22 protein-coding genes are annotated in these 22,432 nt (G+C 59.9%); 11 read left to right on the forward strand and 11 right to left on the reverse strand.

Translation table 11 applies throughout. The annotated features are described in order from the left end of the window. Positions 1-3: 3 nt before the first annotated feature. Positions 4-1,257, reverse strand: a complete 1,254-nt coding sequence (locus AC13RC_RS21865) for a sarcosine oxidase subunit beta family protein (protein ID WP_113330426.1) — start codon at positions 1,255-1,257, stop codon at positions 4-6. A gap of 329 nt (positions 1,258-1,586) precedes the next feature. Here AC13RC_RS21865 and cysQ point away from each other — a divergent pair, with 329 nt between their 5' ends. The 3 genes from cysQ (at position 1,587) to AC13RC_RS21880 (ending at position 3,483) form a co-directional block, all read left to right on the forward strand. Continuing rightward, a complete protein-coding gene (gene cysQ / locus AC13RC_RS21870; RefSeq protein ID WP_488558382.1) occupies positions 1,587-2,381 on the forward strand; it encodes a 3'(2'),5'-bisphosphate nucleotidase CysQ in 795 nt (264 codons plus the stop codon). A 301-nt stretch (positions 2,382-2,682) separates the two neighbouring features. Beyond that, positions 2,683-2,958 (forward strand): CtrA inhibitor SciP, encoded by a 276-nt coding sequence (gene sciP, locus AC13RC_RS21875; RefSeq protein ID WP_004107124.1) that lies wholly within the window; start codon positions 2,683-2,685, stop codon positions 2,956-2,958. A 243-nt stretch (positions 2,959-3,201) separates the two neighbouring features. Beyond that, positions 3,202-3,483, forward strand: coding sequence for a GNAT family N-acetyltransferase (locus AC13RC_RS21880; RefSeq protein WP_113395470.1), 282 nt, complete (start codon positions 3,202-3,204; stop codon positions 3,481-3,483). A 242-nt stretch (positions 3,484-3,725) separates the two neighbouring features. On the opposite strand, the gene AC13RC_RS21885 is transcribed toward AC13RC_RS21880, so the two are convergent. Then, on the reverse strand, positions 3,726-4,082 hold the full coding sequence (locus tag AC13RC_RS21885; RefSeq protein WP_075851407.1) for a flagellar export protein FliJ: 357 nt from the start codon (positions 4,080-4,082) through the stop codon (positions 3,726-3,728). 441 nt (positions 4,083-4,523) lie between these two features. On the opposite strand from AC13RC_RS21885, the gene ctrA reads away from it, so the two are divergent. Next, positions 4,524-5,225, forward strand: coding sequence for a response regulator transcription factor CtrA (gene ctrA / locus AC13RC_RS21890; RefSeq protein ID WP_069611718.1), 702 nt, complete (start codon positions 4,524-4,526; stop codon positions 5,223-5,225). Positions 5,226-5,361: 136 nt separating this feature from the next. Here ctrA and AC13RC_RS21895 read toward each other — a convergent pair whose 3' ends face one another. Continuing rightward, complete coding sequence (locus tag AC13RC_RS21895; RefSeq protein ID WP_112334930.1) at positions 5,362-5,724, reverse strand: response regulator; 363 nt, start codon at positions 5,722-5,724, stop codon at positions 5,362-5,364. Between the two features lie 201 nt (positions 5,725-5,925). Then, positions 5,926-6,582 carry a histidine phosphotransferase ChpT gene (chpT, locus tag AC13RC_RS21900; protein WP_113351612.1) on the reverse strand — a complete coding sequence of 219 codons (657 nt, stop codon included), beginning with the start codon at positions 6,580-6,582 and terminating at the stop codon, positions 5,926-5,928. 303 nt (positions 6,583-6,885) lie between these two features. Here chpT and AC13RC_RS21905 point away from each other — a divergent pair, with 303 nt between their 5' ends. Both AC13RC_RS21905 and AC13RC_RS21910 read left to right on the forward strand, forming a co-directional pair. Beyond that, positions 6,886-7,497: a DUF1134 domain-containing protein gene (locus AC13RC_RS21905; RefSeq protein ID WP_113330258.1), complete on the forward strand. Its 612-nt coding sequence runs from the start codon at positions 6,886-6,888 to the stop codon at positions 7,495-7,497. 187 nt (positions 7,498-7,684) lie between these two features. Then, positions 7,685-8,896: a hypothetical protein gene (locus AC13RC_RS21910; RefSeq protein ID WP_488558383.1), complete on the forward strand. Its 1,212-nt coding sequence runs from the start codon at positions 7,685-7,687 to the stop codon at positions 8,894-8,896. A gap of 19 nt (positions 8,897-8,915) precedes the next feature. Here the strand turns inward: AC13RC_RS21910 and AC13RC_RS21915 are convergent, their stop codons facing one another. Both AC13RC_RS21915 and AC13RC_RS21920 read right to left on the reverse strand, forming a co-directional pair. Next, on the reverse strand, positions 8,916-9,746 hold the full coding sequence (locus AC13RC_RS21915) for a TrmH family RNA methyltransferase (RefSeq protein WP_113389306.1): 831 nt from the start codon (positions 9,744-9,746) through the stop codon (positions 8,916-8,918). A gap of 10 nt (positions 9,747-9,756) precedes the next feature. Then, positions 9,757-10,134: a hypothetical protein gene (locus AC13RC_RS21920; protein ID WP_113389067.1), complete on the reverse strand. Its 378-nt coding sequence runs from the start codon at positions 10,132-10,134 to the stop codon at positions 9,757-9,759. Positions 10,135-10,183: 49 nt separating this feature from the next. On the opposite strand from AC13RC_RS21920, the gene AC13RC_RS21925 reads away from it, so the two are divergent. Together AC13RC_RS21925 and rpoH are read left to right on the forward strand one after the other, a co-directional pair. Continuing rightward, the gene (locus AC13RC_RS21925) at positions 10,184-11,209 is read left to right on the forward strand and encodes an RluA family pseudouridine synthase (protein ID WP_145316287.1); all 1,026 of its coding nucleotides are present in this window, start codon (positions 10,184-10,186) and stop codon (positions 11,207-11,209) included. Between the two features lie 366 nt (positions 11,210-11,575). Then, the gene (gene rpoH, locus AC13RC_RS21930) at positions 11,576-12,484 is read left to right on the forward strand and encodes an RNA polymerase sigma factor RpoH (RefSeq protein ID WP_069611726.1); all 909 of its coding nucleotides are present in this window, start codon (positions 11,576-11,578) and stop codon (positions 12,482-12,484) included. An 81-nt stretch (positions 12,485-12,565) separates the two neighbouring features. On the opposite strand, the gene AC13RC_RS21935 is transcribed toward rpoH, so the two are convergent. The 4 genes from AC13RC_RS21935 to AC13RC_RS21950 form a co-directional block, all read right to left on the reverse strand. Further along, positions 12,566-14,929 carry a hypothetical protein gene (locus AC13RC_RS21935; protein WP_488558384.1) on the reverse strand — a complete coding sequence of 788 codons (2,364 nt, stop codon included), beginning with the start codon at positions 14,927-14,929 and terminating at the stop codon, positions 12,566-12,568. A gap of 61 nt (positions 14,930-14,990) precedes the next feature. Beyond that, positions 14,991-16,286, reverse strand: coding sequence for an adenylosuccinate synthase (locus tag AC13RC_RS21940; RefSeq protein WP_112720775.1), 1,296 nt, complete (start codon positions 16,284-16,286; stop codon positions 14,991-14,993). Between the two features lie 204 nt (positions 16,287-16,490). Then, the gene (locus AC13RC_RS21945; RefSeq protein WP_488558385.1) at positions 16,491-17,288 is read right to left on the reverse strand and encodes a class I SAM-dependent DNA methyltransferase; all 798 of its coding nucleotides are present in this window, start codon (positions 17,286-17,288) and stop codon (positions 16,491-16,493) included. A gap of 190 nt (positions 17,289-17,478) precedes the next feature. Continuing rightward, the gene (locus AC13RC_RS21950; protein WP_488558386.1) at positions 17,479-18,336 is read right to left on the reverse strand and encodes a GNAT family N-acetyltransferase; all 858 of its coding nucleotides are present in this window, start codon (positions 18,334-18,336) and stop codon (positions 17,479-17,481) included. Between the two features lie 327 nt (positions 18,337-18,663). Here AC13RC_RS21950 and AC13RC_RS21955 point away from each other — a divergent pair, with 327 nt between their 5' ends. From AC13RC_RS21955 to AC13RC_RS21965, 3 genes are read left to right on the forward strand one after another with little or no spacing between them, the layout of a single operon-like run. Further along, a complete protein-coding gene (locus AC13RC_RS21955; RefSeq protein ID WP_113395477.1) occupies positions 18,664-19,986 on the forward strand; it encodes a UDP-glucose dehydrogenase family protein in 1,323 nt (440 codons plus the stop codon). Positions 19,987-20,000: 14 nt separating this feature from the next. Further along, complete coding sequence (locus tag AC13RC_RS21960; RefSeq protein ID WP_113420436.1) at positions 20,001-21,005, forward strand: NAD-dependent epimerase; 1,005 nt, start codon at positions 20,001-20,003, stop codon at positions 21,003-21,005. A 4-nt stretch (positions 21,006-21,009) separates the two neighbouring features. After that, positions 21,010-21,783, forward strand: coding sequence for an alpha/beta fold hydrolase (locus AC13RC_RS21965; protein WP_488558387.1), 774 nt, complete (start codon positions 21,010-21,012; stop codon positions 21,781-21,783). A gap of 74 nt (positions 21,784-21,857) precedes the next feature. Here AC13RC_RS21965 and rutF read toward each other — a convergent pair whose 3' ends face one another. Next, entirely contained in the window at positions 21,858-22,397 is a 540-nt protein-coding gene (gene rutF / locus AC13RC_RS21970) for an NADH-dependent FMN reductase RutF (RefSeq protein ID WP_113330267.1), read from the reverse strand. Positions 22,398-22,432: the final 35 nt, after the last annotated feature.

Below are 22,432 nucleotides of genomic sequence, written 5' to 3' on the forward strand. Positions count from 1 at the left end.
CCCTCAATGCAGGTTCGGCTGCGGACCCTTGCCGCCTTCGTCGATCGCAAAGCCGCGCTCGAAACGGTCAAGCCGCAGAAGGCGGCTGACATCGTGGCTCTCGCCCCTGGCGATCAGATGCGCGAAGCAGAAGCCCGAGGCCGGCGTCGCTTTGAAGCCGCCATAGTTCCAGCCGCAGTTCAGATAGAGATTTTCGATGGGCGTGCGATCGATGATCGGCGAGCCGTCCATGCTCATATCCATGACGCCGCCCCAGGTGCGCAGCACGCGCACGCGCGACAGACCGGGGATAAGCGCCACCCCCTCCTCCATCGTATGCTCGACGGTGGCGAGATTGCCGCGCTGCGCATAGGAGCTGTAGTAATCGATATCGGCGCCGAAGACCAAGCCGCCCTTGTCGGATTGGGATATATAGAAGTGTCCCGCGCCATAGGTGATGACATTGTCGATAACAGGCTTCAGCCCTTCGGAAACGAAAGCCTGCAGCACATGCGTTTCGATCGGCAGCTCCAGGTCAGCCATATTGCCGAGAATCGACGTATGACCTGCGGCCGCAAGCGCCAGCTTGTTGCAGCCGATGAAGCCGCGGTTGGTTTCGACCCCCGTCACAGCACCGCCCTCGTCGCGGCGAATGCCGATCACCTCGCATTGCTGGATGAGATCGACCCCGCGGCTGTCGGCGCCGCGCGCATAGCCCCAGGCAACCGCATCGTGCCGCGCCGTGCCGCCGCGGCGCTGCAAAAGGCCGCCGAGGATCGGAAAGCGGGCATGATCGAAATTCAGATAGGGCATCATCCGGCGGACCTGCTCGCGATTGAGCAGTTCCGCATCGACGCCGTGCATGCGCATGGCATTGCCGCGCCGGGCATAGGCATCGCGCTGGCCATCGGAATGGAACAGATTGACGATGCCGCGCTGGGACACCATGGCGTTATAATTGAAATCCTGCTCAAGCCCTTCCCACAGCTTCATCGAGAATTCGTAGAAGGGTTCGTTGCCGGGCAGCAAATAATTGGAACGGATGATCGTCGTGTTGCGGCCGACATTGCCGGAGCCGATATAGCTCTTTTCCAGCACTGCGACATTGGTAATGCCGAATTCCTTGGCGAGGTAATAGGCAGTTGCCAGGCCATGTCCACCGCCGCCGACGATGATCACGTCATAATGTGGTTTCGGCTCCGGCGTCCGCCACACCGGCTGCCAATGGCGATTGCCTGAAAACGCCTGTTTTAGAAGCTGATAAGCCGAATAACGCATGCATTCATCCTGATCACTACCCGGCCGCACATTCGCATATGCAATAAAAACGACAAGTCCCGAAAGAGCGAAAAAGCTTCGCAAACAGAACATGATCTTTTCCGAATGCGCAGTGATGGACGGTATCCGCTGCGGAAGGGATACATGGCCAGCCTGCCAAAAGGCCTGCCTTTCCGGACCGCTGTTGCTAAACCCTCGCGCAAGCGCTATGGCCAGGAAAGCCGGGGGCATCGGAAGTCTAAACTTCGCAATCGCAACTTCTTATATATTCTTATATATAATGTCCGGAGAGTTTAGGCGCGGACTGCGCGCGGAAGACGAAGAAGCACATGCTTGCAACATTTGAAAAGGCAGCGCTTGAGGCAGGTAGGGCCATCCTGGAGGTCTATCGTGCCGGCTATTCCGTTGCCTTGAAGCAGGACATGAGCCCCGTCACACTGGCCGACGAGCGGGCCGAACACATCATTCTCAGACACCTCGAGCGCGATTTTCCGCATATCCCGGCCATTGCCGAAGAGCAGGTTTCAGCCGGCAAGATTCCGGATGTGCGCGGCCGCGCCTTCTTTCTCGTCGACCCGCTCGACGGCACACGAGAGTTCATCGAGCATCGCGATGAATTCACCGTCAACATCGCCTATATCGAAGACGGTATTCCTCTCATCGGCATCGTCTACGCACCGGCGCTCGGCGTCGCCTTTACTGGCGAGCCCGGCAGGGCGCGCAAGCTGATGGTGGACAAGTATTTTACCATTACCAGCCGCGTCAATATTGCGGTGCGTGAACCGCCGGCCAAGCTGACGGCGCTTGCCAGCCGCTGCAATAGCAATGCGAAAACCGAAGGCTTTCTCACCGACAATGCGGTTTCCGGCTGTACATCGATCGGTTCGTCGCTGAAATTCTGCCTGCTCGCTGAGGGCAAGGCAGATGTCTATCCGCGTTTCGGCCGGACCATGGAATGGGATACGGCAGCCGGCGATGCCGTGTTGCGGGCGGCGGGCGGCAAGACCGTCACAGTCGAGGGTGGCCTTCTGACCTACGGCAAGACCGACCAGTACGCGGACGCCGACTTCGCCAATCCACACTTCATCTGCTGGGGCGGACAGAAGCACGGCGTCTCGGCGTAAGTTTATTTTTGCAAGTAAAAACAATTCCTGCAGCTTTTCTTGAGCGCGCCAGTAGCGGAGCGGACCGGCTAATTTCGGCCCGAAAGCGTAAGTTTTCACTGACAAAAAATCATAGAATGAATGCGATTTTCCCTGAAATAACAGGGGCTTTTGCGCATTTTTCTTAGGCGAAACATACGCAAATCAGCACTTCGCCACATTGATTAAAATTATTAGCAAAGTCTTACCATGTGCTTAGGCAATTTTTAAATGTGGCAAGCTAGAGTGCCACACGTGGTCTTGAGTGTGTGTAGAGAGTCCAATGACCGAAATGATACGTCCCCGAGTGAAGTATGTCATCGGCCCCGATGGCAGCCCGCTGACGATAGCAGACCTTCCGCCGCCGAATACGCGCCGCTGGGTCATTCGTCGTAAAGCTGAGGTTGTCGCCGCCGTGCGTGGTGGTCTGCTCAGCTTGGAAGAAGCCTGCGAACGTTATACGTTGACCGTCGAAGAGTTCCTCTCCTGGCAGTCGTCCATCAATACCCATGGCCTTGCCGGCCTCCGGACGACCCGCATACAGCAGTATCGCCACTGACAGCAGCGACAGCACCACCTTTATTCTATTTTGTGTTCGGGCCTCTTTTCTTGCGAAAGAGGCCCGAATTATTTTATTGAAGGGCACCTGCGCATTGCTCGCCTCGCCTACGCTAAAGGGCTTGGCCGCTCCATATTTTTGACATCAACCTAAACGGAGACGATCCGTTAACAATCTCGACGGTTGGCAGACGTCCAAGCACATGCAATCCTCGTTGCATCAGATGCGACAAGGGAGAAAATCATGGATATCCGCAACGAAAACAATGCATCCGGCGGCCGTTATGTTGCAACGGTCGAAGGCTACGAGGCGGAGATGACCTTTTCCCGCACGTCTCCCAAGCTGATCATCGTCGATCATACCGGCGTGCCGGATGCCCTGCGTGGCAAGGGAGTCGGCCAGGCGCTGGCGCTTCACGCCGTCGAAGAGGCGCGCCGTGGCGGCTGGAAAATCATCCCGCTCTGTCCCTTCTTCAAGGCTCAGGCGCAACGTCATGATGACTGGCGCGACGTCGTTAATCTCTAAAACGCGGTGCTTTAAGTACGGTAGCACGCGTCGCACGCGCGCATCGCATGACCGAGCGGGACAAAATCCGTCCAATCGGTCGGATTATCTTCGAAAACGCAAAAGCTGCGCATGGCCGGCCCCGTCACGGCCAGTCATGCGCAGCCTTCATGCGCTTCCATCATACTCTTCGCATTCCGAAGATAAGCTCCGTACCGGAACGCAATCATGCTTGATCCGAAGGAGAAGACGGAATTGCGATCTCAGGCGCGTGCCCGCGCCGGACCCGAACCATCACGCTCTTCAAGCGCTGCGGCCTTGGCATATTCGGCCTGCATTTCCTCAAGCGAATTTTCCAGCGCCTCTTCCTGAACCTGCAGCTCCCGGATCGACACCTGCAGATTGTCCGCACGCTGGCGGGCAGCCTTGGCAAAGGTCGGGTAGGCAAAATGGCTCGGATCGGAAATGCCGGACTTCTTCTCCTCGACGACGATCTGGCTTTCCAGTTCCTTCGTCATGCGGTCAAATTCCGCCATCATCATCTGCAGCTGCTGCAGCTGACGGCGTTTTTCGTTCACCTGAAACTCTTTCAGGCGAACAAGGCTCTCACGTGACTTCATACGCATTACTCCCGTGATGCGAGACCCCGGCTCTCGATATTCCCGTTCGCCGAACCGCTTTGAGACGGCTTGGTTAAAAAAATTTCCAGCGATCTTAATAAAAGCCTACCGCTGGTAACCTTTCGTTTACGGGCATCGTTAATGATAGGCGCAATGATTTAAGGCTCGGTAAATGTTGTGGTCGGAATTCGACATGTCGGCATTGGTGAGTCAGATGAATCACTTGGCGTTGGTTGTTAATGCAATACTTTAGGAGTCGATTTTACTGATTGTCGTTGGAAAACAGTGCAATGGAAAAATTATTTAATAAATTCGATACGACTTGCCAGAGTGAATCAGAATTTGTTAACCATTGCATGGCAGCTTCCAAATCAAGCAGTGATTTGATCGGTATCGCGTTAAGGGGCTGACGACCTTTCGGCGGCGGTAAAGGGGACAATTATGCGGGTTCTACTCATTGAAGACGATAGCGCGACAGCGCAGAGCATCGAGCTGATGCTCAAATCCGAAAGTTTCAACGTCTATACCACCGATCTCGGTGAAGAAGGCGTCGATCTCGGAAAGCTCTACGACTACGACATCATCCTTCTCGATCTCAACCTTCCCGACATGTCCGGCTACGAAGTGCTGCGCACGCTGCGCCTCTCGAAGGTCAAGACGCCGATCCTCATCCTCTCCGGCATGGCCGGTATCGAGGACAAGGTTCGCGGCCTCGGCTTCGGCGCCGACGACTATATGACCAAGCCTTTCCACAAGGATGAGCTGGTCGCCCGCATCCACGCCATTGTCCGCCGTTCCAAGGGCCATGCCCAGTCGGTGATCATGACCGGCGAGCTCATCGTCAACCTCGACGCCAAGACCGTCGAAGTCGGCGGTCAGCGCGTGCATCTGACCGGCAAGGAATATCAGATGCTGGAGCTGCTCTCGCTGCGCAAGGGCACGACGCTCACCAAGGAAATGTTCCTCAACCACCTCTATGGCGGCATGGACGAGCCGGAACTGAAGATCATCGACGTCTTCATCTGCAAGCTCCGCAAGAAGCTGGCAAATGCCGCCGGCGGCGCCAACTACATCGAAACGGTCTGGGGCCGCGGCTATGTGCTGCGCGAGCCCGACAGCAGCGATTTCGCCGAAAGCGCCTGAGCCGCCTCCCCGCCTTTACCGCCGACACACAGAAATCCCGTCTTTCGAGGCGGGATTTTTTGTTGGCGTCAGCGCAGCGCAAAATAATAGCCGCCTCGAAGGGCGGCTATCTCTGTTTCTATGTGTCTCGTTGAAATCAGGCGGCCGCGGCGCGATTGCCGAAGATGGCCGTCAGGATCTTGCGATCGAATGGCTTCAGCAGAAAATCCGTTGCGCCCGCGCGCTTTCCGGCCATCAGCTTGCGAAGGTCGGCCTCGATAACGCAGTAATAGATCTTCACGTCCTTGCCATCGGGCATGGCGCGGATGCTGGCGATGAGCTCGAGTGCCCCTTCCATGCCGGCATCGACGATCAGATAATCTGGCATTTCGGCCTGGCAGCGCATCAGCGCTTCGCGCGCATCTCCGGCTTCGCTCACGAGAAAATCCAGCTCGGACAGGATTCGTTTGCCGACCTTGCGTACGACATCCGATGTATCCGTTATCATGAACCGCTGCATGTGTGAGCTCCCTGGCATCAGCCGCCATCATCGATGTCGGCTTCAAATTGAAACGATAGGAGCAGCAAGCTAAGGATTCGTTACCGCTACATTATCAATTGAGCGGACAACTCAAAGATTGCACAGAATTTTCGATACACGAAAAGATAAGCCCACAGCCGATGACCGACTGCGGGCTAACACATCAATGGATCGAGCCGCTTACTCCGCGGCTTGGGCAGCCATGGTCGCTACGAAGGTTAATTCCTCCGGAGTCGCATTGTAGGAGAGCTCCATGCCGCTCTCCTCGGCCAGCAGAACCGTGTAATAGGGCTGGATCGAGTGAGCATCGATGGCTTCCTCCAGCGTGCCGGAGCAAATCTCGGCGAACTTCGGTGGTATGCGCATCAGCCGACCCTTGGCGGTGATCGTGAACTTTGCCTCGAATTCGGGATTTTCGAGTGTCACCTCTATATTGCCGCCGCGCGGAATGGCGCCATAGGCAACGAGGAAGAGATTGAGCAGCAGCTTCACGCGGTTCTTGGCGATGATCGCGCGCGGACCGACCCAGCTGACTTCGGTCTTCTTCTCGGCGGCGGCGAAATCCTTGGCGGCCCGCTCCGCCTCGCCGGTGTCGATCGACGCGCCGACCGAACCGGACGCGCCAAAGGCAAGACGCGCGAATTTGAGGCGGACGGACGCGTTGAGCGCACTGGTGCGGATCAGATCCATCGCATCGGCGTCGGCACCACCCTCGTCGAGCAGCTCCAGGCCATTGTTGATCGCCCCGACCGGCGAGATCACATCATGGCAGACGCGGCTGCACAGCAGCGCGGCCAGATCCGGTCCGGTCAGAGTGAGATTGGGATTTTTCGACATTCATTGTCTCCTGAATGCTGACAGGGCAAAGCGAGTAGTTCCACCTTGCCACGGTAAGGTTGCTCGAGGGTTTCGCAGCCAGTGTACCGCGCGCCATAATGACACCATATTTGGTAAACCGATTGTTAAGACCATCGACGCAAAATGCATTCATCACCATCAGACTTTTTCGCACGCGATTCGTCCTGCGAGAGATGGGCGAAATGGTCTGAAAAAATGGGGGCGTGCCATGCATGGCGCATTCAGGCGAATGCGTCGCCTATTCGTCCCTGTTGCACCGACCATGATGAACGGAAGACTTCCATGCGCTATGAATTCCTGAAGAGAATGCCAAGCCCCGGCACCAGAACGCTCGGCCTCGGCCTGATTCTGGCCATTGTCGCATTTGTGAGTTTCGCGTTGCCGGCCCGTCAGGCCGCTGCCGCGCCCACCAATCAATATTCGGCCCAGGAAATCGTCGATGCCGGCCACTCCTTCTTCGGCTCCACCAGCGGCGGCCTTGCCAAGGTGGTCGAGCGCGCCTTCCAGCAGTATGGCCTGCCGAATGGCTACATCCTCGGTCAGGAAGGTTCCGGCGCGTTCCTCGCAGGCCTGACCTACGGCGAAGGCCAGCTCAACACCAAGAATGCCGGCGAGCATCCGCTCTACTGGCAGGGACCATCGCTCGGCTTCGACTACGGCGGCCAGGGCACCCGCGTCATGATGCTGGTCTATGATCTGCCGAGCATCAACAGCGTCTACACCCGCTTCGGCGGCGTCAGCGGCCAGGCATTCGTGGTTGCCGGCTTCGGCATGACTGTCCTGAAGAACAACAACATCGTGCTCGTTCCGATCCGCACCGGCCTTGGCGCACGCCTCGGCATCAACATGGGCTATCTCAAAGTCACGCCGAACCCGACCTGGAATCCTTTCTGAACCGATCCTCTGATACGATCTCCCAAGCAGCCCACGCCTTGGCCCGCTTCAGTTGCGGGCCTTTTCTTTCCGCAAAACCGGCTCCGCGCCGATAAACCATATCCGCGTTAAACGCTTGCCCGCATGGCTAACCCATGATTAATCATTTTATCGATATCGAACATAACTCCAGGATACTGGCTGCGTCGTGATTCAATTTGCTCTCTTGTTCGGATTGGGCTTTCTGACGGCCGCTCTACTGGTCTTTCTCATCGCGCCGGCAATCCATCGTCGCATCGTCTGGTTCACCGAGAAACGCTTGAAGGCGACTATGCCCTTGAGCCCGCAGGAAGTGCGCGCGCAGAAAGACATGGCGCGCGCGCTCTTCGCAGCCGAAAACGCGCGAACCGAACATGCCCTGACGCAGGAGCGTGACAAGACCGTTGCGCTGCAGATTCAGAATGGCAAACTTCAGCAGGAAGCGAGCCGGCTCTCCGCCGCAAGCGGGGAGCTGCAGACGCGCATCGACGATCTGGAGGTGGAGGCAGGCGAACTGCGCTCGCGTCTGCGCCAGGAAGAGAGCTATATCAGCCAGCTGAAATCGAGCATCCACGCCGCCGAGCAGGCCAGCGCCGAGAAAGAGGCGGATATTGACAGCCTGCGCAAACGGATGACGAAAATGGGTGCCGATGCCGACAATCTCAGGATCGATCTGGCAGCCCGCGAAACCGAGATCGAGAGTCTGAAGCTGCGCATCAACACATTACGCGACGAGCGCGATACGCTGCGCCGGGAGCTGAATGCGGCAAGCCTGCGCGCCGCGGATGCCGAACAATCGCTACGCCAGGAAAGCGACAAGAACAAGCGGCTTGAGGAACGCCTCAACCGCGAGATTGCCGGCAGCGCCGACAAGGAAACCGCGATCGAACGCCACGCCCAGGATGTCGTTCGCCTGAGGGAGCGGCTGGAGGCTGCCATCAAGGAATCGAAGGAAGCCGGCAAGGCGCTGCGCGCCGCTGGCCTCACACCGCCGAAGAGGGCCACAAGAACGCCGAAACTCGCTGCCGCATCGATAATTGCGGGCAGCGCCGGTGAGCAAGGAACCATAAGCGAGCCGCCGCAGATGGCGGAACCGGAACGAAAAGTGGAAGACGAAATCGCCCAGATGACGGAAGAGGTTCGCAATCGCGCGGCGGCCCTATCGGACCGCCTGCTGAAGGCCCGCACGCCAGCGCATGACGATGCCATGCGCGAGGAGATTGCCAAGATCGCCGCCAACATGGTGGCGCTGACGGCACTTAAGGAAGGCGACGGCTCGCCGATCTTCGATCTCCTGCCGAAGGATCAGGAGGCCGCCGAACCCGGCGCGCGCATCAGCCTAGCCGACCGCGTCGCCGCCATACTGCCGAAGCATCCGTAAGCTCCAAGGGGCAACCCGCTCAGATGCGCCCGTTCTTCGCGGCCATCTCGAAAAGGGCGATGCCGCTCGCCGTCGCGACATTGAGGCTATCCAATCCCGGCGCCTGCGGAATCCGCACACTGCCGAAGGCGGAGAGAATGCTTTCCGGCAAGCCCTCCCCTTCCGTGCCGACCACGAGCGCCATGCGCTCCGAAGCCGGGACATCGCGAATATCGACCGCACCTCGCGGCGACAGACTCCAGATCGCAAAGCCATGCTCGGCAAGCCCCGCAAGCAGCTGAACGCCGCTTGATTGCCGGCGATAGGGCACGGTCAGGATCGATCCGACCGAAACCCTCAGCGCCTTGCGATAAAGCGGATCGCAACAGCTTTCGTCGAGCAGCACCGCAGCCGCGCCGAAGGCCGCGGCATTGCGGAACATCGAACCCATATTGTCATGATTGGAAATGCCGCAGCCGACGAGCACCAGCGACTTCTTTGGGAGGCGGTCGAATAGGCCGCTCGTCTCGTCTTCAGCTGTTCTTCGCCCCAGCGCCAGAACACCGCGATGGAGATGGAAGCCGACAATAGCATCGAGCACCTCGGCTTCGGCGACATAGATCGGGACATCCGCTGGGAAGGTGTCGATGATATCGCTCAACCCGGCCACGCGGTTTTTGAGCAACAGCACTTTCTCAGCGAGGAAATCCCCGGCTGCCGCATGCGCACCGGCGAGAAGCCGCAGCACGACAGTCCCCTCCGCGATAAACCGGTTCTCTCGACCGGTCAGATCGCGTTCACGGATATTGCGGAATTCGGCGATGCGCGGATCGTCGGGATGCGTTATCTCGATGAGCCGCGCGCTCGTCATCGTCATGCCGTCAGTTGGACAGCGCTATGGTCGCCACGATGCGGCCGATACCATAGTCGAAAACGATAGCCTGGCGCTGGCCGCCGGCAAGCGTACCGTAGAACAGCACCTGATTGCCGGATAGCGCCGTGGACTGTACCGTGAAACCCGCCGGCAGCAATGCCGTCACGGCAACCGGGGCATCGGACGGGATGCCGGAAGCCGCCTGCCCCACGGGCTTCGCCGCTGGCTTCATCGTCTTGTAGACAACGGCGCCGAAGACGGCCATAAGGCTCACCACCATGACGGCCGCGGAGACGATCTGCAGGCGGATCATCTTGCGTCGGACTTTCTCCAAGGCCGGATCGAGGGGCTTTTCCTCTTGATCATCTGGCTCGAGATTCGTCATCGATGCGTCCTTGCTTCCAGTAGAGCGCTTTGTGCGCCGGAGAATATGTTTGAGCGACCCCTTTAAAGAAGCCGCGGACAATAGAAAAGTCCTAACCGCCGATGAAAATGCCGAAGGACGGCTGGATTCATGGCTGACAGCGGAGATCGGCGAGGAATTTTCCCGCAGCCGCGTGCAAGGCCTCATCAAGGACGGCGCCGTTACGCTCAAGGGCGCAGCGGTAACAGACGCCAAGCGCAAGGTGCGCCCCGGCGACGTCTATGAGATCATGTTGCCCGAACCGGAAGATCCGACGCCTCAGGGCGAGGATATTCCGCTCGACGTGCTTTACGAGGACGACGATGTCATCGTCATCTCCAAGCCGGCCGGACTGGTCGTTCATCCCGCCGCCGGCAATTGGACCGGAACCCTGGTCAATGCCCTGATCCACCATTGCGGCAACAGCCTTTCCGGTATCGGCGGCGTTCGCCGCCCAGGCATCGTGCACCGGCTGGACAAGGATACGACCGGTGTCATGGTCGTCGCCAAGAACGATGTGGCTCACCGGCATCTCTCCCTGCAATTTGCCGATCATGGCCGCACGACCTCTCTGGAGCGCGCCTATCAGGCGATCGTCTGGGGGCGTCCCCGCCAGCTTGTCGGCACGATCGATGCCCCTCTCGGCCGATCGAGCAGCGACCGCACGCGCCGCGCCGTCAAGCGTCCGGATTCGCAGGATGCCGACGAGGCGATCACGCATTACGAGGTGCTGGAGCGTTTCCATGAGACACCGGACGCAACCGCCCTCGCCTCATTGATCGAGTGCCATCTGGAAACCGGCCGAACGCATCAGATCCGCGTTCACATGGCGCATATTGGCCACCCGCTGCTGGGCGACGCCGTTTACGGCGGCGGCTTCAAGACCAAGGCCAATCTCCTGCCGGAAGCCGCAAAACAGGCCGTCCATCGTTTCACGCGCCAGGCACTGCATGCCTATATGCTGCAATTCGAGCATCCCCGCACCGGCGAAATCATGCGTTTCGAGGCGCCTTTGCCTGAGGATATGGAAGAATTGGCGGCGGCGCTCAGGGAATAGGCGCCGAACATCACAATGACTGGACGCCTGCCGCCTCCCGCCCTATAATATCGTGTATGAAGGACCGAAGTCCGAGCGCCTGTGCTGGCCGAAAACGCGACCGCGTTTGGGAGGTCGATATGGCCGCGCCACATGGCACCGGACAATTCGGGAGGATAATCCCAAGGGCGATGCTCCGGCGAGACCTGCGGTCACGCCGCTATAACACTTGCGTGACCGCATCCTTGAATCACCGTTTCGCCGTACTTATCTTTACATTGGTTAAGTGCGGGGTCGCAGGACCCGTACGCCTTGGTCCGCTTCGCAGAAGGCGCGCAAAATACGCCCCCAGAAGGAACCAAATCTCGAATAGGAGGGTGCACAATCATGGCCCGTAATACCTTACCGTCCATCGCTGCCGGAGAAGCCGGCCTCAATCGTTATCTCGACGAGATCCGCAAGTTCCCCATGCTGGAACCGCAGGAAGAGTACATGCTCGCCAAGCGCTATGCGGAACATGCCGACCGTCAGGCGGCCCACAAGCTCGTTACCAGCCATCTGCGCCTCGTGGCGAAGATCGCCATGGGTTACCGCGGCTATGGCCTGCCGATCGGCGAAGTCGTCTCGGAAGGCAATGTCGGCCTGATGCAGGCTGTAAAGAAGTTCGACCCGGAACGTGGTTTCCGTTTAGCAACATACGCCATGTGGTGGATCAAGGCCTCGATCCAGGAATACATCCTGCGCTCGTGGTCGCTGGTGAAGATGGGCACGACCGCCAACCAGAAGCGCTTGTTCTTCAACCTGCGCCGCCTGAAGGGCCGCATCCAGGCCATCGACGACGGCGACCTGAAGCCCGAGCATGTCACCGAGATCGCCACCAAGCTGAACGTTTCGGAAGAAGAGGTCGTTTCGATGAACCGCCGCCTTTCTGGCGACGCTTCGCTGAACGCGCCGATCAAGGCTTCCGAAGGCGATTCCGGCCAGTGGCAGGATTGGCTCGTCGATGACCACGACAGCCAGGAAGACGTGCTGATCGAACAGGACGAGCTCGACACGCGCCGCCGCATGCTGGCGCGCGCAATGGGCGTCCTGAACGACCGCGAACGCCGCATCTTCGAGGCACGCCGCCTCGCCGACGAGCCGGTGACACTGGAGGACCTGTCGTCCGAATTCGACATCAGCCGCGAACGCGTGCGACAGATCGAGGTTCGCGCCTTCGAAAAGGTGCAGGAAGCCGTTCAGAAGGATGCGCTGGAACGCGCCAAGGCGTTGCGTGTCGTCGAGGCGACCGCGTAACAGCTGCCGCTTAGAAGATTTGACGGATAAAAAAGGCGGGCCTGGAGCCCGCCTTTTGCATGTCATCGATGTCCGGTTGGTTTACTGGCCGCTTGAGGCAACGCCGCCGAGAGCCTGCCACTCCGCAATCGCCTTGTTGAAGGCATCCGTACCGGTCGGCCCCTTTTCCATGGTCAGAAGCGCGCGACGGCCATTGCGATAGACCACCGGAATATCGATCCAGTTGCGGCTCTTCAAAAGATCGAGATTGGTCTTGCGTGCATCCGGGAAATCATTGAGCGCGACCATGTAGACATCGTCGGTCACTTTGGCCGGTACCGCGATCAACGCATCGCCGCGATCCTGCTCGGTCGCCTTCAACGCAACGCGCTGGACGTTATCGATCGCCCCACCTTCGAAATTCGGCGGCACCTGGAAGGCAAGCTCGATCAGATGGCTCGCCGGAAGCGAGGAGTCCGAATTCCGCGATACCGTGATCGTCGCGGTCAAGCCGCGATCCGGGACGGTGATGAGACCTTGCACCGAAGGCTCAGGCCGGCCGTCAGACCCCTTGCCTTCCTGTAGCGACCAGGTGACCGTGCCCTGGAAAGCCGTGGGCGACGTCTGGCCGAGGCGCTCCTCATAAAGGAAAACCTTCTGCCCATCGGTTGCCGGAGCGGTCTGCTGCGTCACGGGCGGCGGCTGGTTGGCAGTCGCCTGTTGCTGCTGGTTGGCAGCGGGTGCCTGCTGATCCGTCGAGGCGGATGGCGTATTCGGCGCCGCAGTTGCGGGCGCCTGGGTCTGCGGAGCAGCGGTGCCGGCATTGTTGGCGGCCGGCTGCGTTGCCGCGGCGGCAGGTGCTGCAGAGGCAACATTCTGCTCGGCTACGGACTTGCCTTCCACGACGCCGGGCTGCCCATTCGGAGCCGGCCCTTCGTCCTCTTCCGTGCCATTGGCCAGAAGACGCTGCGTGAACTTCGTATTGACCGTATTCGGGTCGCTGCCCAAAGCCGCAACATCCGTATTGCCGGCGCCTGCCGGCTGCTGAGCGGCCGTGTTGGTCTGCTGCGGCGCAGCCGCCTGCTGGGCGGCAGCTGCAGCTTTGCCGTTGCTCGGTGCATTGCTGCTTGCCGTATCCGAAGTCGCAGGTGTCGCATTCTTCGGAGCGGAACTGACGAGCTTCGTCACCATGTTGTTGAGCGCATCGCGATTCAGCCAGGCTGCGTAACCGCCGCCTCCGACGACTGCGAGGCCGACGAGTGTGACGATGATGCCGGTGACATTGATACGACGGCGCTTCGGCTCCATGCGGAAGCTGCGGCCCTGTAGCTTCGCTGCCATCGCCTGATCGAGATCGGGCGAAACAGCAGCGCCGCCGGCTCGTTCGTCTTCAGCACGCTTGTCGAAACCCGCAAGCTCCTTGAGCTCGCGCCAGCCGTCATTGGCGGCATCGGCCTCGGACGCCGGCTTCCTGGACGGATGCACATCCGCAAAGAGATCGACATCGTCGAAGGCATTTTCCGGCATCTGCGGAGCCGACTGCTGCGCCGGCTTGGGAGCAGCCGGTGCGGGCTGCATTTCCTCGAAAACATCCGCGTCCCAGGCAAAGCCGGTATTGGTGGCTGCCGCCTTCGCGTTGACAGGTCCCTCGACGGGCTGACCGAAGGGTGTTTCCGCAAAGGCTGCGGCCGGCATGACCGGCTCGTTGTAGCGGGAGGCGGACGGCTGGGACGCAGCATGGGAAGCCGGAGCATCCACCTCCGCCCAGATCTGCTCAACCTGGCTTATGACATCGTCAGCCGGCAGCGGCACGCGCGGCGCGGGGGCAGGCTCGGCAGTGACTGCCGGTGCCTCTTCTGGCTGGGGCTCGTTGCCATCACCCTTCGGCTCTTCATGATAAACCGGCTCAGGAGCCGGCTCCTCGTGAACTTCGGCATGGTGTTCGACGCCGGCATGTTCAGCGGCCGGAGCATAGGGCTCCTCTTCGTGATGCGGTTCCCGCCATTCCTCTGCCGGCTGGTGCTCATGCGCATGATCCGGCTCGGCAGGTGCGGCCGGTTCCTCATAGGCATGCTGCTCGTGCTCGGCTTGCGCGACGCTGAGTTCTTCAGAGGCACGCGCCTCGGCGGGAGCCGGCGCAGGCTCTTCCGCATGTACTTCCTCGCTCGCATGATGGTCCTGAACGGACTCGGCAGCGGCCTCTTCGTGCGGCACGGGCGCTTCGGCAACCGGCGGCTCCTCGCCGCCCGGCAGGGCCTCTGCATGTTCGGCCTCGACCTCGACGATCGCGGCCTCAAGCTTGTCGAGCTGGCGGCGCAGCATTTCCTCGGGCGGGCGCGGCTTCATGCTCTCGAGCTGCCGTTGCACGGCACCACGAGCTCGATCGTAAACCTTGACCCGCATCTCGGGAGTATTGTCCGTCAGGCCGTCAACGGCCCGTCGAATAACTGCTACAAAATCCGCCATCAGTACTTTCTCATGATGCCCGGTGTGCAGCCGGGCCGGGATTCGTCATAGATACGCAACTTTAGCCCTCAAAGGGGTCAGTCACAAGTATGGTGTCCTCGCGCTCCGGGCTGGTCGAAAGCAGCGCCACGGGCGCACCGATCAGCTCTTCCACCTGACGCACATATTTGATCGCCTGCGCCGGCAGATCGGCCCACTTACGAGCGCCGACGGTCGATTCCTTCCAGCCCTCGAGCGTGATGTAGATCGGCTCGACGCGGGCCTGCGCGGCCTGACTTGCCGGCAGGTAATCGATTTCCTTGCCGTCGAGCTTGTAGCCGACGCAGATCTTCAGCTCGTCCAAGCCATCGAGAACGTCGAGCTTGGTGAGCGCGATCCCCGTGATCCCCGAGGTCTTCACCGTCTGGCGCACCAGCACGGCGTCGAACCAACCGCAACGGCGCGGACGGCCGGTATTGACGCCCACTTCGCGGCCGACCGTCGACAGGTGCTTGCCGATCTCGTCATGCAATTCACAGGGGAACGGCCCCTCGCCGACGCGGGTCGTATAGGCCTTGGTGATGCCAAGCACATAGCCGAGCGCCGTCGGACCGAGGCCCGAACCGGCGGCCGCCTGGCCGGCAACCGTGTTGGACGAGGTCACGAACGGATAAGTGCCGTGGTCATTGTCCAGCAATGCACCCTGCGCACCTTCGAAGAGGATGCGGGCACCGGCCTTGCGCTGCTCATCGAGCAACCGCCAGACCTGGTCGATATAGGGAAGAATATGTTCTGCAACAGAGCTCAGCTCCTCATGCAGGGCGTCAAAGGAGATTTCGTCGACGCCCATGCCGCGGCGCAGCGCGTTGTGATGCGTCAGCAGCCGGTCGATCTTGGCCGGCAGCGTTTCCGGCTCGGCAAGGTCGATGACGCGAATGGCGCGGCGGCCGACCTTGTCCTCATAGGCCGGGCCGATGCCGCGGCGCGTGGTGCCGATCTTCGTGCCGCTATTGGAAGCGGCATCTTCGCGCATGGCATCCAGATCGCGATGCAGCGACAGGATCAAGGGCGCATTCTCGGCGATGCGAAGCACGTCAGGCGTAACGGCAACGCCCTGGGCGCGCAGCTTTTCCACTTCGGCGACGAAGTGATGGGGATCGACCACGACGCCGTTGCCGATGACGCTGAGCTTGCCGCGCACAAGGCCGGAAGGCAAAAGCGCGAGCTTGTAGCTGACGCCATCGACGACAAGCGTATGACCGGCATTATGGCCGCCCTGAAAGCGTACAATCACATCGGCGCGTTCCGAAAGCCAGTCGACAATCTTGCCCTTGCCTTCGTCACCCCATTGCGAGCCGATCACTACAACATTCGTCATTTATCCATTCCCGCTTCCTGCGCGCGGCGGCGCGCCTTGCTCAAACCCGCGCATCTATAAAGCTTTGTTTTTGGGAAAGCGACCCTGTTGTCTCAGGAGATTCGGCTTTTTGCATGACGAATCAGCGCCTCCAACAGGAATTTTCCCGGCCATCGGCCAGACAGGGCCTCCAGATTACCCTTATCTGGCCGATTGCCTTGCCTGTCAAAGGCCCGGCTTGTGAGCGACGACATGGAAATATTCATGCTCTGACGACGCCACCGCACCGATCGGTTTGCCATCGAGATCGAGGAGCAGCACCGGTATGGCAAAACCGGCCTCAGCCAATTGCGACTGGACCTGCGCCGGCGTCGTCGCATAGACCATGACACCGAAATCATGGGCGCCATGCAGCAGGATCGCATGTTCGCCATCTCGCTCTTCGAGCGGTCTGAGCCGACGCTGGCGCAGCGTGCCGGAAATGCGGCCCTCGACATAGCGCAGGGTTCGCAAACCGAGCCGCACCGGATTGGATGTCCATTCCAGCCGGCGATAGTCGATGCGATGATCGAAGCCACCCCAGCCGCGATGGAACGTCGAAAAGACGAAAGCACCGCCGGAAACAAGAACGCGCGCCACCTCGTTCAGGATGGCTAGCCTCCCTGCCGCATCGACGGAATCGATGCCGTTATAGCTGAAGACGACCATATCGAAACTGGCATCTCGGAATGCCGAGAGATCGCGTGCATCCCTATGCTCGAACCGAAAGTCTGGATGGTTCTTTCGGCAGAGCGCGACCATCTCCGGCGTGTAATCAATGCCTATGTAGTCGCTGGCGACATCCCGCAAGAGCTGCGCGGTGCGGCCCCCGCCGACACCGATATCAAGAATGCGTCCCCTGCCCGTCTGCGGGGCAGCGATAGCAAAGGCGGCACGCTCGCCTTCGTTGAGATAGCCGCTGCTGCGGCGATAGTCGCGCAAGGCCCAGGGATTACGCCAGGTCTGCCGGTTAATACTTTCCATGACATGCATAGCCGACTCCAACAGAAAATGAACAATCATTGTTCAACTTCCCCTTGGCGCCCCCGCAGGACTTATATAGCGGCTGGGTCGAAGAAGCAGCCGTTAAGGTTGATTAAACCTCCGGCGGGACCGTTATTCGTTTGTTAACGTTAATGTTGCCGCCTGCTCCCAGCAGTCGGACGAGCCAGATCTAGCCGAGCTCGAGCGTGGTGACACCGAACACGCGATCGAGCGGGATTTCCGGTGCCTTGCCGCGATACATGCGCGCCGTCTCGAACACCGGAGACAGACCGCAATCCTCCGCAAGCCTGATCGCCTGAGCATTATCGACCGGCACATCAAGATACACAGGCTGCCCATTGGTCTTGGCAAGCAGCTTGCTCATCAACGCAAGCGCAACCTCCGGCTTGTTGGCGAAAAGCGGACCGATCTTGTAACCCTCGAAACAGCGGCGGATCGTGCCGTAGCCGCGAACCCGGCTGCCACCACCGACGATGAAGGATGCACGCCTTTCGGGAGCACCGCACCAGGCCCGGATGAAGGAATGACGCAGCCCGGGGAAGATTTCCGCATCATAATGCACCAGCGCTTCGAGCTTGCCGTCCACGACCGGCATCACCTGCCTTGCCTGCTGTTCGTCCACCTCAGGCACTTTGGGGATGCCGCCATACCTCAGTGTCCGATAGGCCGTCTCGAAACCGTGCCGCCGGTAGTTTTCCTGCTGCGCGACGACCCCATCCAGCCCGACAATGCGATTGCCGGCAAGCATCATGCCCTTGTTCCAGAGCTGCTTGCCGTATCCCCGCCCACGCAACTCCGGATGCAGTATGTAAAGACCAAGAAAAGCGAAGGCCTCACCATAACGAACGACCGATATACAACCGACAGGCACCTCGCCGATGGCGCCGATCAGAAAACCGGTAGGGTCTGCCTCCCAGAAAGCGGGCGCATCGTCAATACCGGGATTCCAGCCTTCTTGCCGAGCCCATTCCAGAGCAAGCTCCAGCTCGCCAGCCCGCATTGTCCGCACGGCAAAAGTCGATTTCATGCAATAGTCCCGAACCGCCCACTACACCGCCGCCCCTATGGAACGACCGCGCCCAAATTCATCATGTGACAACATGCTGCCAATCACAAGCAATGGGAGGATAAGCTTAAAGTGCAAAGGCTTCGTTTCACTTGGAAAACAAGGCGATCACGCGAATAGGACGGCAGGAAATCAACCAAGCTTTTGTGACACTTCTGTCGCAATCCTCCTAAACCCAGCATCGCATATAGGCGTCACCTGCGATCCTGTGTATAAGCGCAGACAATCGCCCTAGCCGCCTTTGCGTTTTCATGCGAAGCCCGGCGCCAGCAAAAGGATTGAGATTTCATGCGCATCACGATGATCGGCTCGGGTTATGTGGGGCTTGTGTCAGGTGTTTGCTTTGCCGATTTCGGCCATGATGTCATTTGCGTCGACAAGGACACGAGCAAGATCGAGGCATTGCGGCGCGGCGAAATACCGATTTTCGAGCCGGGCCTGGAGCAGCTCGTGGCAGACAATGTCCGCGCCGGACGTCTCTCCTTCACGACGGAAGTGGAGGCGAGCGTTGCTGCAAGCGACGTCGTCTTCATCGCGGTCGGCACCCCTTCGCGACGCGGCGACGGCCATGCCGACCTCTCCTACGTCTATGCCGCCGCCCGCGAGATCGCCGAGCACGTCAAGGGCTTCACGGTCATCGTCACCAAATCGACCGTACCGGTCGGTACCGGCGACGAAGTGGAGCGCATTGTGCGCGAAACCAATCCGCAAGCAGATGTCGCCATCGTCTCCAATCCGGAATTCCTGCGCGAAGGTGCCGCCATCGAGGATTTCAAGCGTCCCGACCGCATTGTCATCGGCCTAAATGACGAGCGCGCCCGCGGCGTCATGACCGAAGTCTACCGGCCGCTCTACCTCAACCAGGCGCCGCTGCTCTTCACCTCCCGCCGCACGTCCGAGCTGATCAAATACGCGGCCAACGCCTTCCTCGCCATGAAGATCACCTTCATCAACGAGATGGCCGATCTCTGCGAAAAGGTCGGCGCCAATGTGCAAGAGGTCTCGCGCGGCATCGGCCTCGACGGCCGCATCGGCTCGAAGTTCCTGCACGCCGGACCAGGTTACGGCGGCTCGTGTTTCCCGAAGGATACGCTGGCGCTTGCCAAGACGGCGCAGGATTACGATAGCCCCGTGCGCCTGATCGAAACCACCGTGTCGATCAACGACAACCGCAAGCGCGCCATGGGCCGCAAGGTAATCGCGGCCATGGGCGGCGATATCAGGGGCAAGGCGATCGCGGTCCTCGGCCTGACCTTCAAGCCGAACACCGACGATATGCGCGACAGCCCGGCGATCTCGATCATCCAGACACTGCAGGATGCCGGCGCCACCGTGACGGGCTACGATCCCGAAGGCATGGACAATGCACGCCTGGTCATCGACAACATTGCCTATGCCGAGGATGCCTATAGCGCCGCGCGCGACGCAGACGCGCTCGTCATCGTGACGGAATGGAACCAGTTTCGCGCGCTGGATTTTGCCCGGCTGAAATCCGTCATGAAGGCGCCTGTTCTCGTCGACCTTAGAAACATCTACCGCCATGACGAGGTCACAAAGCACGGCTTTGCCTATACGAGCGTCGGCAGACCTTCCAGCGACGCAACATTGTAAGTAAGGGCGGGATCATGCGTTATCTCATCACCGGCACTGCCGGCTTCATCGGATTCCACCTTGCCAAGCGCCTGCTCGACGAGGGCCATTTTGTCGTCGGCTTCGACGGGATGACGCCCTATTACGATGTTCGGCTCAAGGAGAAGCGCACCGCCATCCTCGCGCGTTCCAATGGTTTCAAGGCCGTAACAGGCATGTTGGAGGACAAGGCAGCGCTGGATCATGCCGCCGAACTCGCCGAGCCCGACGTGATCGTCCACCTCGCCGCCCAGGCGGGCGTCCGCTACAGCCTCGAAAATCCGCGTTCCTACGTCGATTCCAACCTTGTCGGTTCGTTCAACATTCTGGAACTGGCAAGAAACCTGCAGCCGAAGCACCTGCTGTTGGCATCGACCTCTTCCGTCTACGGCGCCAACGAGAAGATCCCCTTTGCCGAAAGCGACAAGGCCGACGAGCAGATGACGATCTATGCGGCGACCAAGAAGAGCATGGAGCTGATGGCGCACAGCTACGCCCATCTCTTCAACGTGCCCACGACCGCTTTCCGCTTCTTCACCGTCTACGGCCCCTGGGGCCGCCCCGACATGGCGCTGTTCAAGTTCGTCGATGCCATCAGGAACGACAGGCCGATCGAGATCTACGGCGAAGGCAAGATGAGCCGTGATTTCACCTATATCGACGATCTCGTCGAAGGCATCGTGCGTCTCATCGGTGTCGTGCCGTCAGAGGAAAACCGGATCGTGTCGGAAACGGTCATCGACACCCTGTCGAAGAATGCCCCTTTCCGGATCGTCAATATCGGCGGCGGCCAGCCCGTCGGGCTGATGACATTCGTCGAGACGATCGAGACGATGCTCGGCAAGCAGGCGATCCGCAAGATGCTGCCCATGCAGCCCGGAGACGTCCACAACACCTATGCCGTGCCGGATCTCCTGGTGGCGCTGACGGGATTCAAGCCGCAGATCGAAGTCGATGAAGGCGTAAAGCGCTTCGTCGAGTGGTATCAGGAAAATTACTGACCAAATGGCAGAGATCGCTGAAACGGGCCATTGGATCGAGAGTTCCGGCGGGCGCCTCTACGCCAAATCATGGACGCCAACCGTCCTGAGATCGCAGCAACCGATCATCCTGTTTCACGATTCCCTCGGATGCATCACGCTCTGGCGGGATTTCCCGGAACAACTCGCCCATTCCCTTGGTCGCCGGGTCATCGCTTATGATCGGCTAGGCTTTGGCCGGTCCGATGCTCGCGACGATCTTCTGACGCAGGATTTTATTGCATCGGAAGCCAAGCGTTTCGTACCGCTTCTTTGCGAGCAATTGTCCATTCGGGACTTCGTCGCCTGCGGGCACAGCGTCGGGGGCGGCATGGCGGTGGAGACGGGGGCAAGATTTGGCGAAAGCTGCCACGCCGTGATCACCATTGCCGCCCAAGCTTTCGTGGAGGAAAAGACCCTTCAGGGCATCCGGACCGCGCAGCAGGAATTCAAATCGGCCGAAACCTTCGCCCGGCTTGCCAAATATCACGGCAGCAAGGCCGAGTGGGTGCTGCACGCCTGGATCGACACCTGGCTCGCTCCCGAACGCGCCGGCTGGTCGCTCGATCCGGCACTTGAAAAGCTTCATTGTCCGGTGCTCGCCATTCATGGAGACCGCGACGAATATGGCTCCGAAGCCCATCCGCGCCGGATCGCCGCCGGGCGTGGTCCGGTCTATATCATGCCGGATACCGGGCATGTGCCGCACCGAGAGCATCCTGCTCTGGTCTTAAAGGCGATCGAAGACTTTCTGGCGTGAACGGACCTGTTCGCCGCAAGACGACGAAGACCTTGGCGGCGTGGATAATTTCGGAAGAGGCTTGGACAACTAGCCTATTCAGCCTGACCCGCAGGATGATAGGCCCGGTCAAAATAGATAAGCCCCTGTCCCTCGTCACGTTGACGGATGGCATCGACTTCGCAGAGTAGGATGTCATGCGTGCCGCCGTCGGCCTGACGGACGATGCGACAATCGAACGAGACAAGAGCATCTTCCAGCACCGGAGCGCCGGTCGAGAGTTCCGACCATGCGGCCGCAGCAAAGCGTTCGGCAACCGGGGTCTTGCCGCCGAAAAGCCGCGATAGATCCTGATGTGCTTCCGACAGGACATTGACACAGAGCACGCCATTTTGCGTGACGGCGGGATGAACGGAAGCGCCGCGATTGAGGCAGACGAGCAGGGTCGGCGGGCTGTCCGTGACGCTGCAGACGGCGGTCGCCGCGAAGCCGGCAAGCCCGGCCGGACCATTGGTCGTGACGATGTTCACCGCCGCCGCCATCCGCGCCATGGCATTGCGAAACTCGGTGCGCGCAATGTCGGGATCGGCGACAGGCACCGCCTTCTCGATTGCCACGGACGTTTTCATGTTCATCGCACTCTTCCCTAAATCGCGCCGACAGCCTCACA

This window comes from Martinezella sp. CNPSo 3890 (assembly GCF_057784455.1).

What these genes read in the sequence shown, in the direction of transcription:
- AC13RC_RS21915 (WP_113389306.1), bottom strand. Translation starts at nt 9,746, where the DNA reads ATGACGAGCGCGCGGCTCATCGAGATAACGCATCCCGACGATCCGCGC.
- AC13RC_RS21960 (WP_113420436.1), top strand. Translation starts at nt 20,001, where the DNA reads ATGCGTTATCTCATCACCGGCACTGCCGGCTTCATCGGATTCCACCTT.
- AC13RC_RS21965 (WP_488558387.1), top strand. Translation starts at nt 21,010, where the DNA reads ATGGCAGAGATCGCTGAAACGGGCCATTGGATCGAGAGTTCCGGCGGG.
- AC13RC_RS21885 (WP_075851407.1), bottom strand. Translation starts at nt 4,082, where the DNA reads ATGAAGTCACGTGAGAGCCTTGTTCGCCTGAAAGAGTTTCAGGTGAAC.
- AC13RC_RS21945 (WP_488558385.1), bottom strand. Translation starts at nt 17,288, where the DNA reads ATGGAAAGTATTAACCGGCAGACCTGGCGTAATCCCTGGGCCTTGCGC.
- AC13RC_RS21865 (WP_113330426.1), bottom strand. Translation starts at nt 1,257, where the DNA reads ATGCGTTATTCGGCTTATCAGCTTCTAAAACAGGCGTTTTCAGGCAAT.
- rpoH (WP_069611726.1), top strand. Translation starts at nt 11,576, where the DNA reads ATGGCCCGTAATACCTTACCGTCCATCGCTGCCGGAGAAGCCGGCCTC.
- rutF (WP_113330267.1), bottom strand. Translation starts at nt 22,397, where the DNA reads ATGAACATGAAAACGTCCGTGGCAATCGAGAAGGCGGTGCCTGTCGCC.
- cysQ (WP_488558382.1), top strand. Translation starts at nt 1,587, where the DNA reads ATGCTTGCAACATTTGAAAAGGCAGCGCTTGAGGCAGGTAGGGCCATC.
- AC13RC_RS21905 (WP_113330258.1), top strand. Translation starts at nt 6,886, where the DNA reads ATGCGCTATGAATTCCTGAAGAGAATGCCAAGCCCCGGCACCAGAACG.
- AC13RC_RS21895 (WP_112334930.1), bottom strand. Translation starts at nt 5,724, where the DNA reads ATGCAGCGGTTCATGATAACGGATACATCGGATGTCGTACGCAAGGTC.
- ctrA (WP_069611718.1), top strand. Translation starts at nt 4,524, where the DNA reads ATGCGGGTTCTACTCATTGAAGACGATAGCGCGACAGCGCAGAGCATC.
- AC13RC_RS21920 (WP_113389067.1), bottom strand. Translation starts at nt 10,134, where the DNA reads ATGACGAATCTCGAGCCAGATGATCAAGAGGAAAAGCCCCTCGATCCG.
- chpT (WP_113351612.1), bottom strand. Translation starts at nt 6,582, where the DNA reads ATGTCGAAAAATCCCAATCTCACTCTGACCGGACCGGATCTGGCCGCG.
- AC13RC_RS21940 (WP_112720775.1), bottom strand. Translation starts at nt 16,286, where the DNA reads ATGACGAATGTTGTAGTGATCGGCTCGCAATGGGGTGACGAAGGCAAG.
- AC13RC_RS21880 (WP_113395470.1), top strand. Translation starts at nt 3,202, where the DNA reads ATGGATATCCGCAACGAAAACAATGCATCCGGCGGCCGTTATGTTGCA.
- sciP (WP_004107124.1), top strand. Translation starts at nt 2,683, where the DNA reads ATGACCGAAATGATACGTCCCCGAGTGAAGTATGTCATCGGCCCCGAT.
- AC13RC_RS21950 (WP_488558386.1), bottom strand. Translation starts at nt 18,336, where the DNA reads ATGAAATCGACTTTTGCCGTGCGGACAATGCGGGCTGGCGAGCTGGAG.
- AC13RC_RS21955 (WP_113395477.1), top strand. Translation starts at nt 18,664, where the DNA reads ATGCGCATCACGATGATCGGCTCGGGTTATGTGGGGCTTGTGTCAGGT.
- AC13RC_RS21935 (WP_488558384.1), bottom strand. Translation starts at nt 14,929, where the DNA reads ATGGCGGATTTTGTAGCAGTTATTCGACGGGCCGTTGACGGCCTGACG.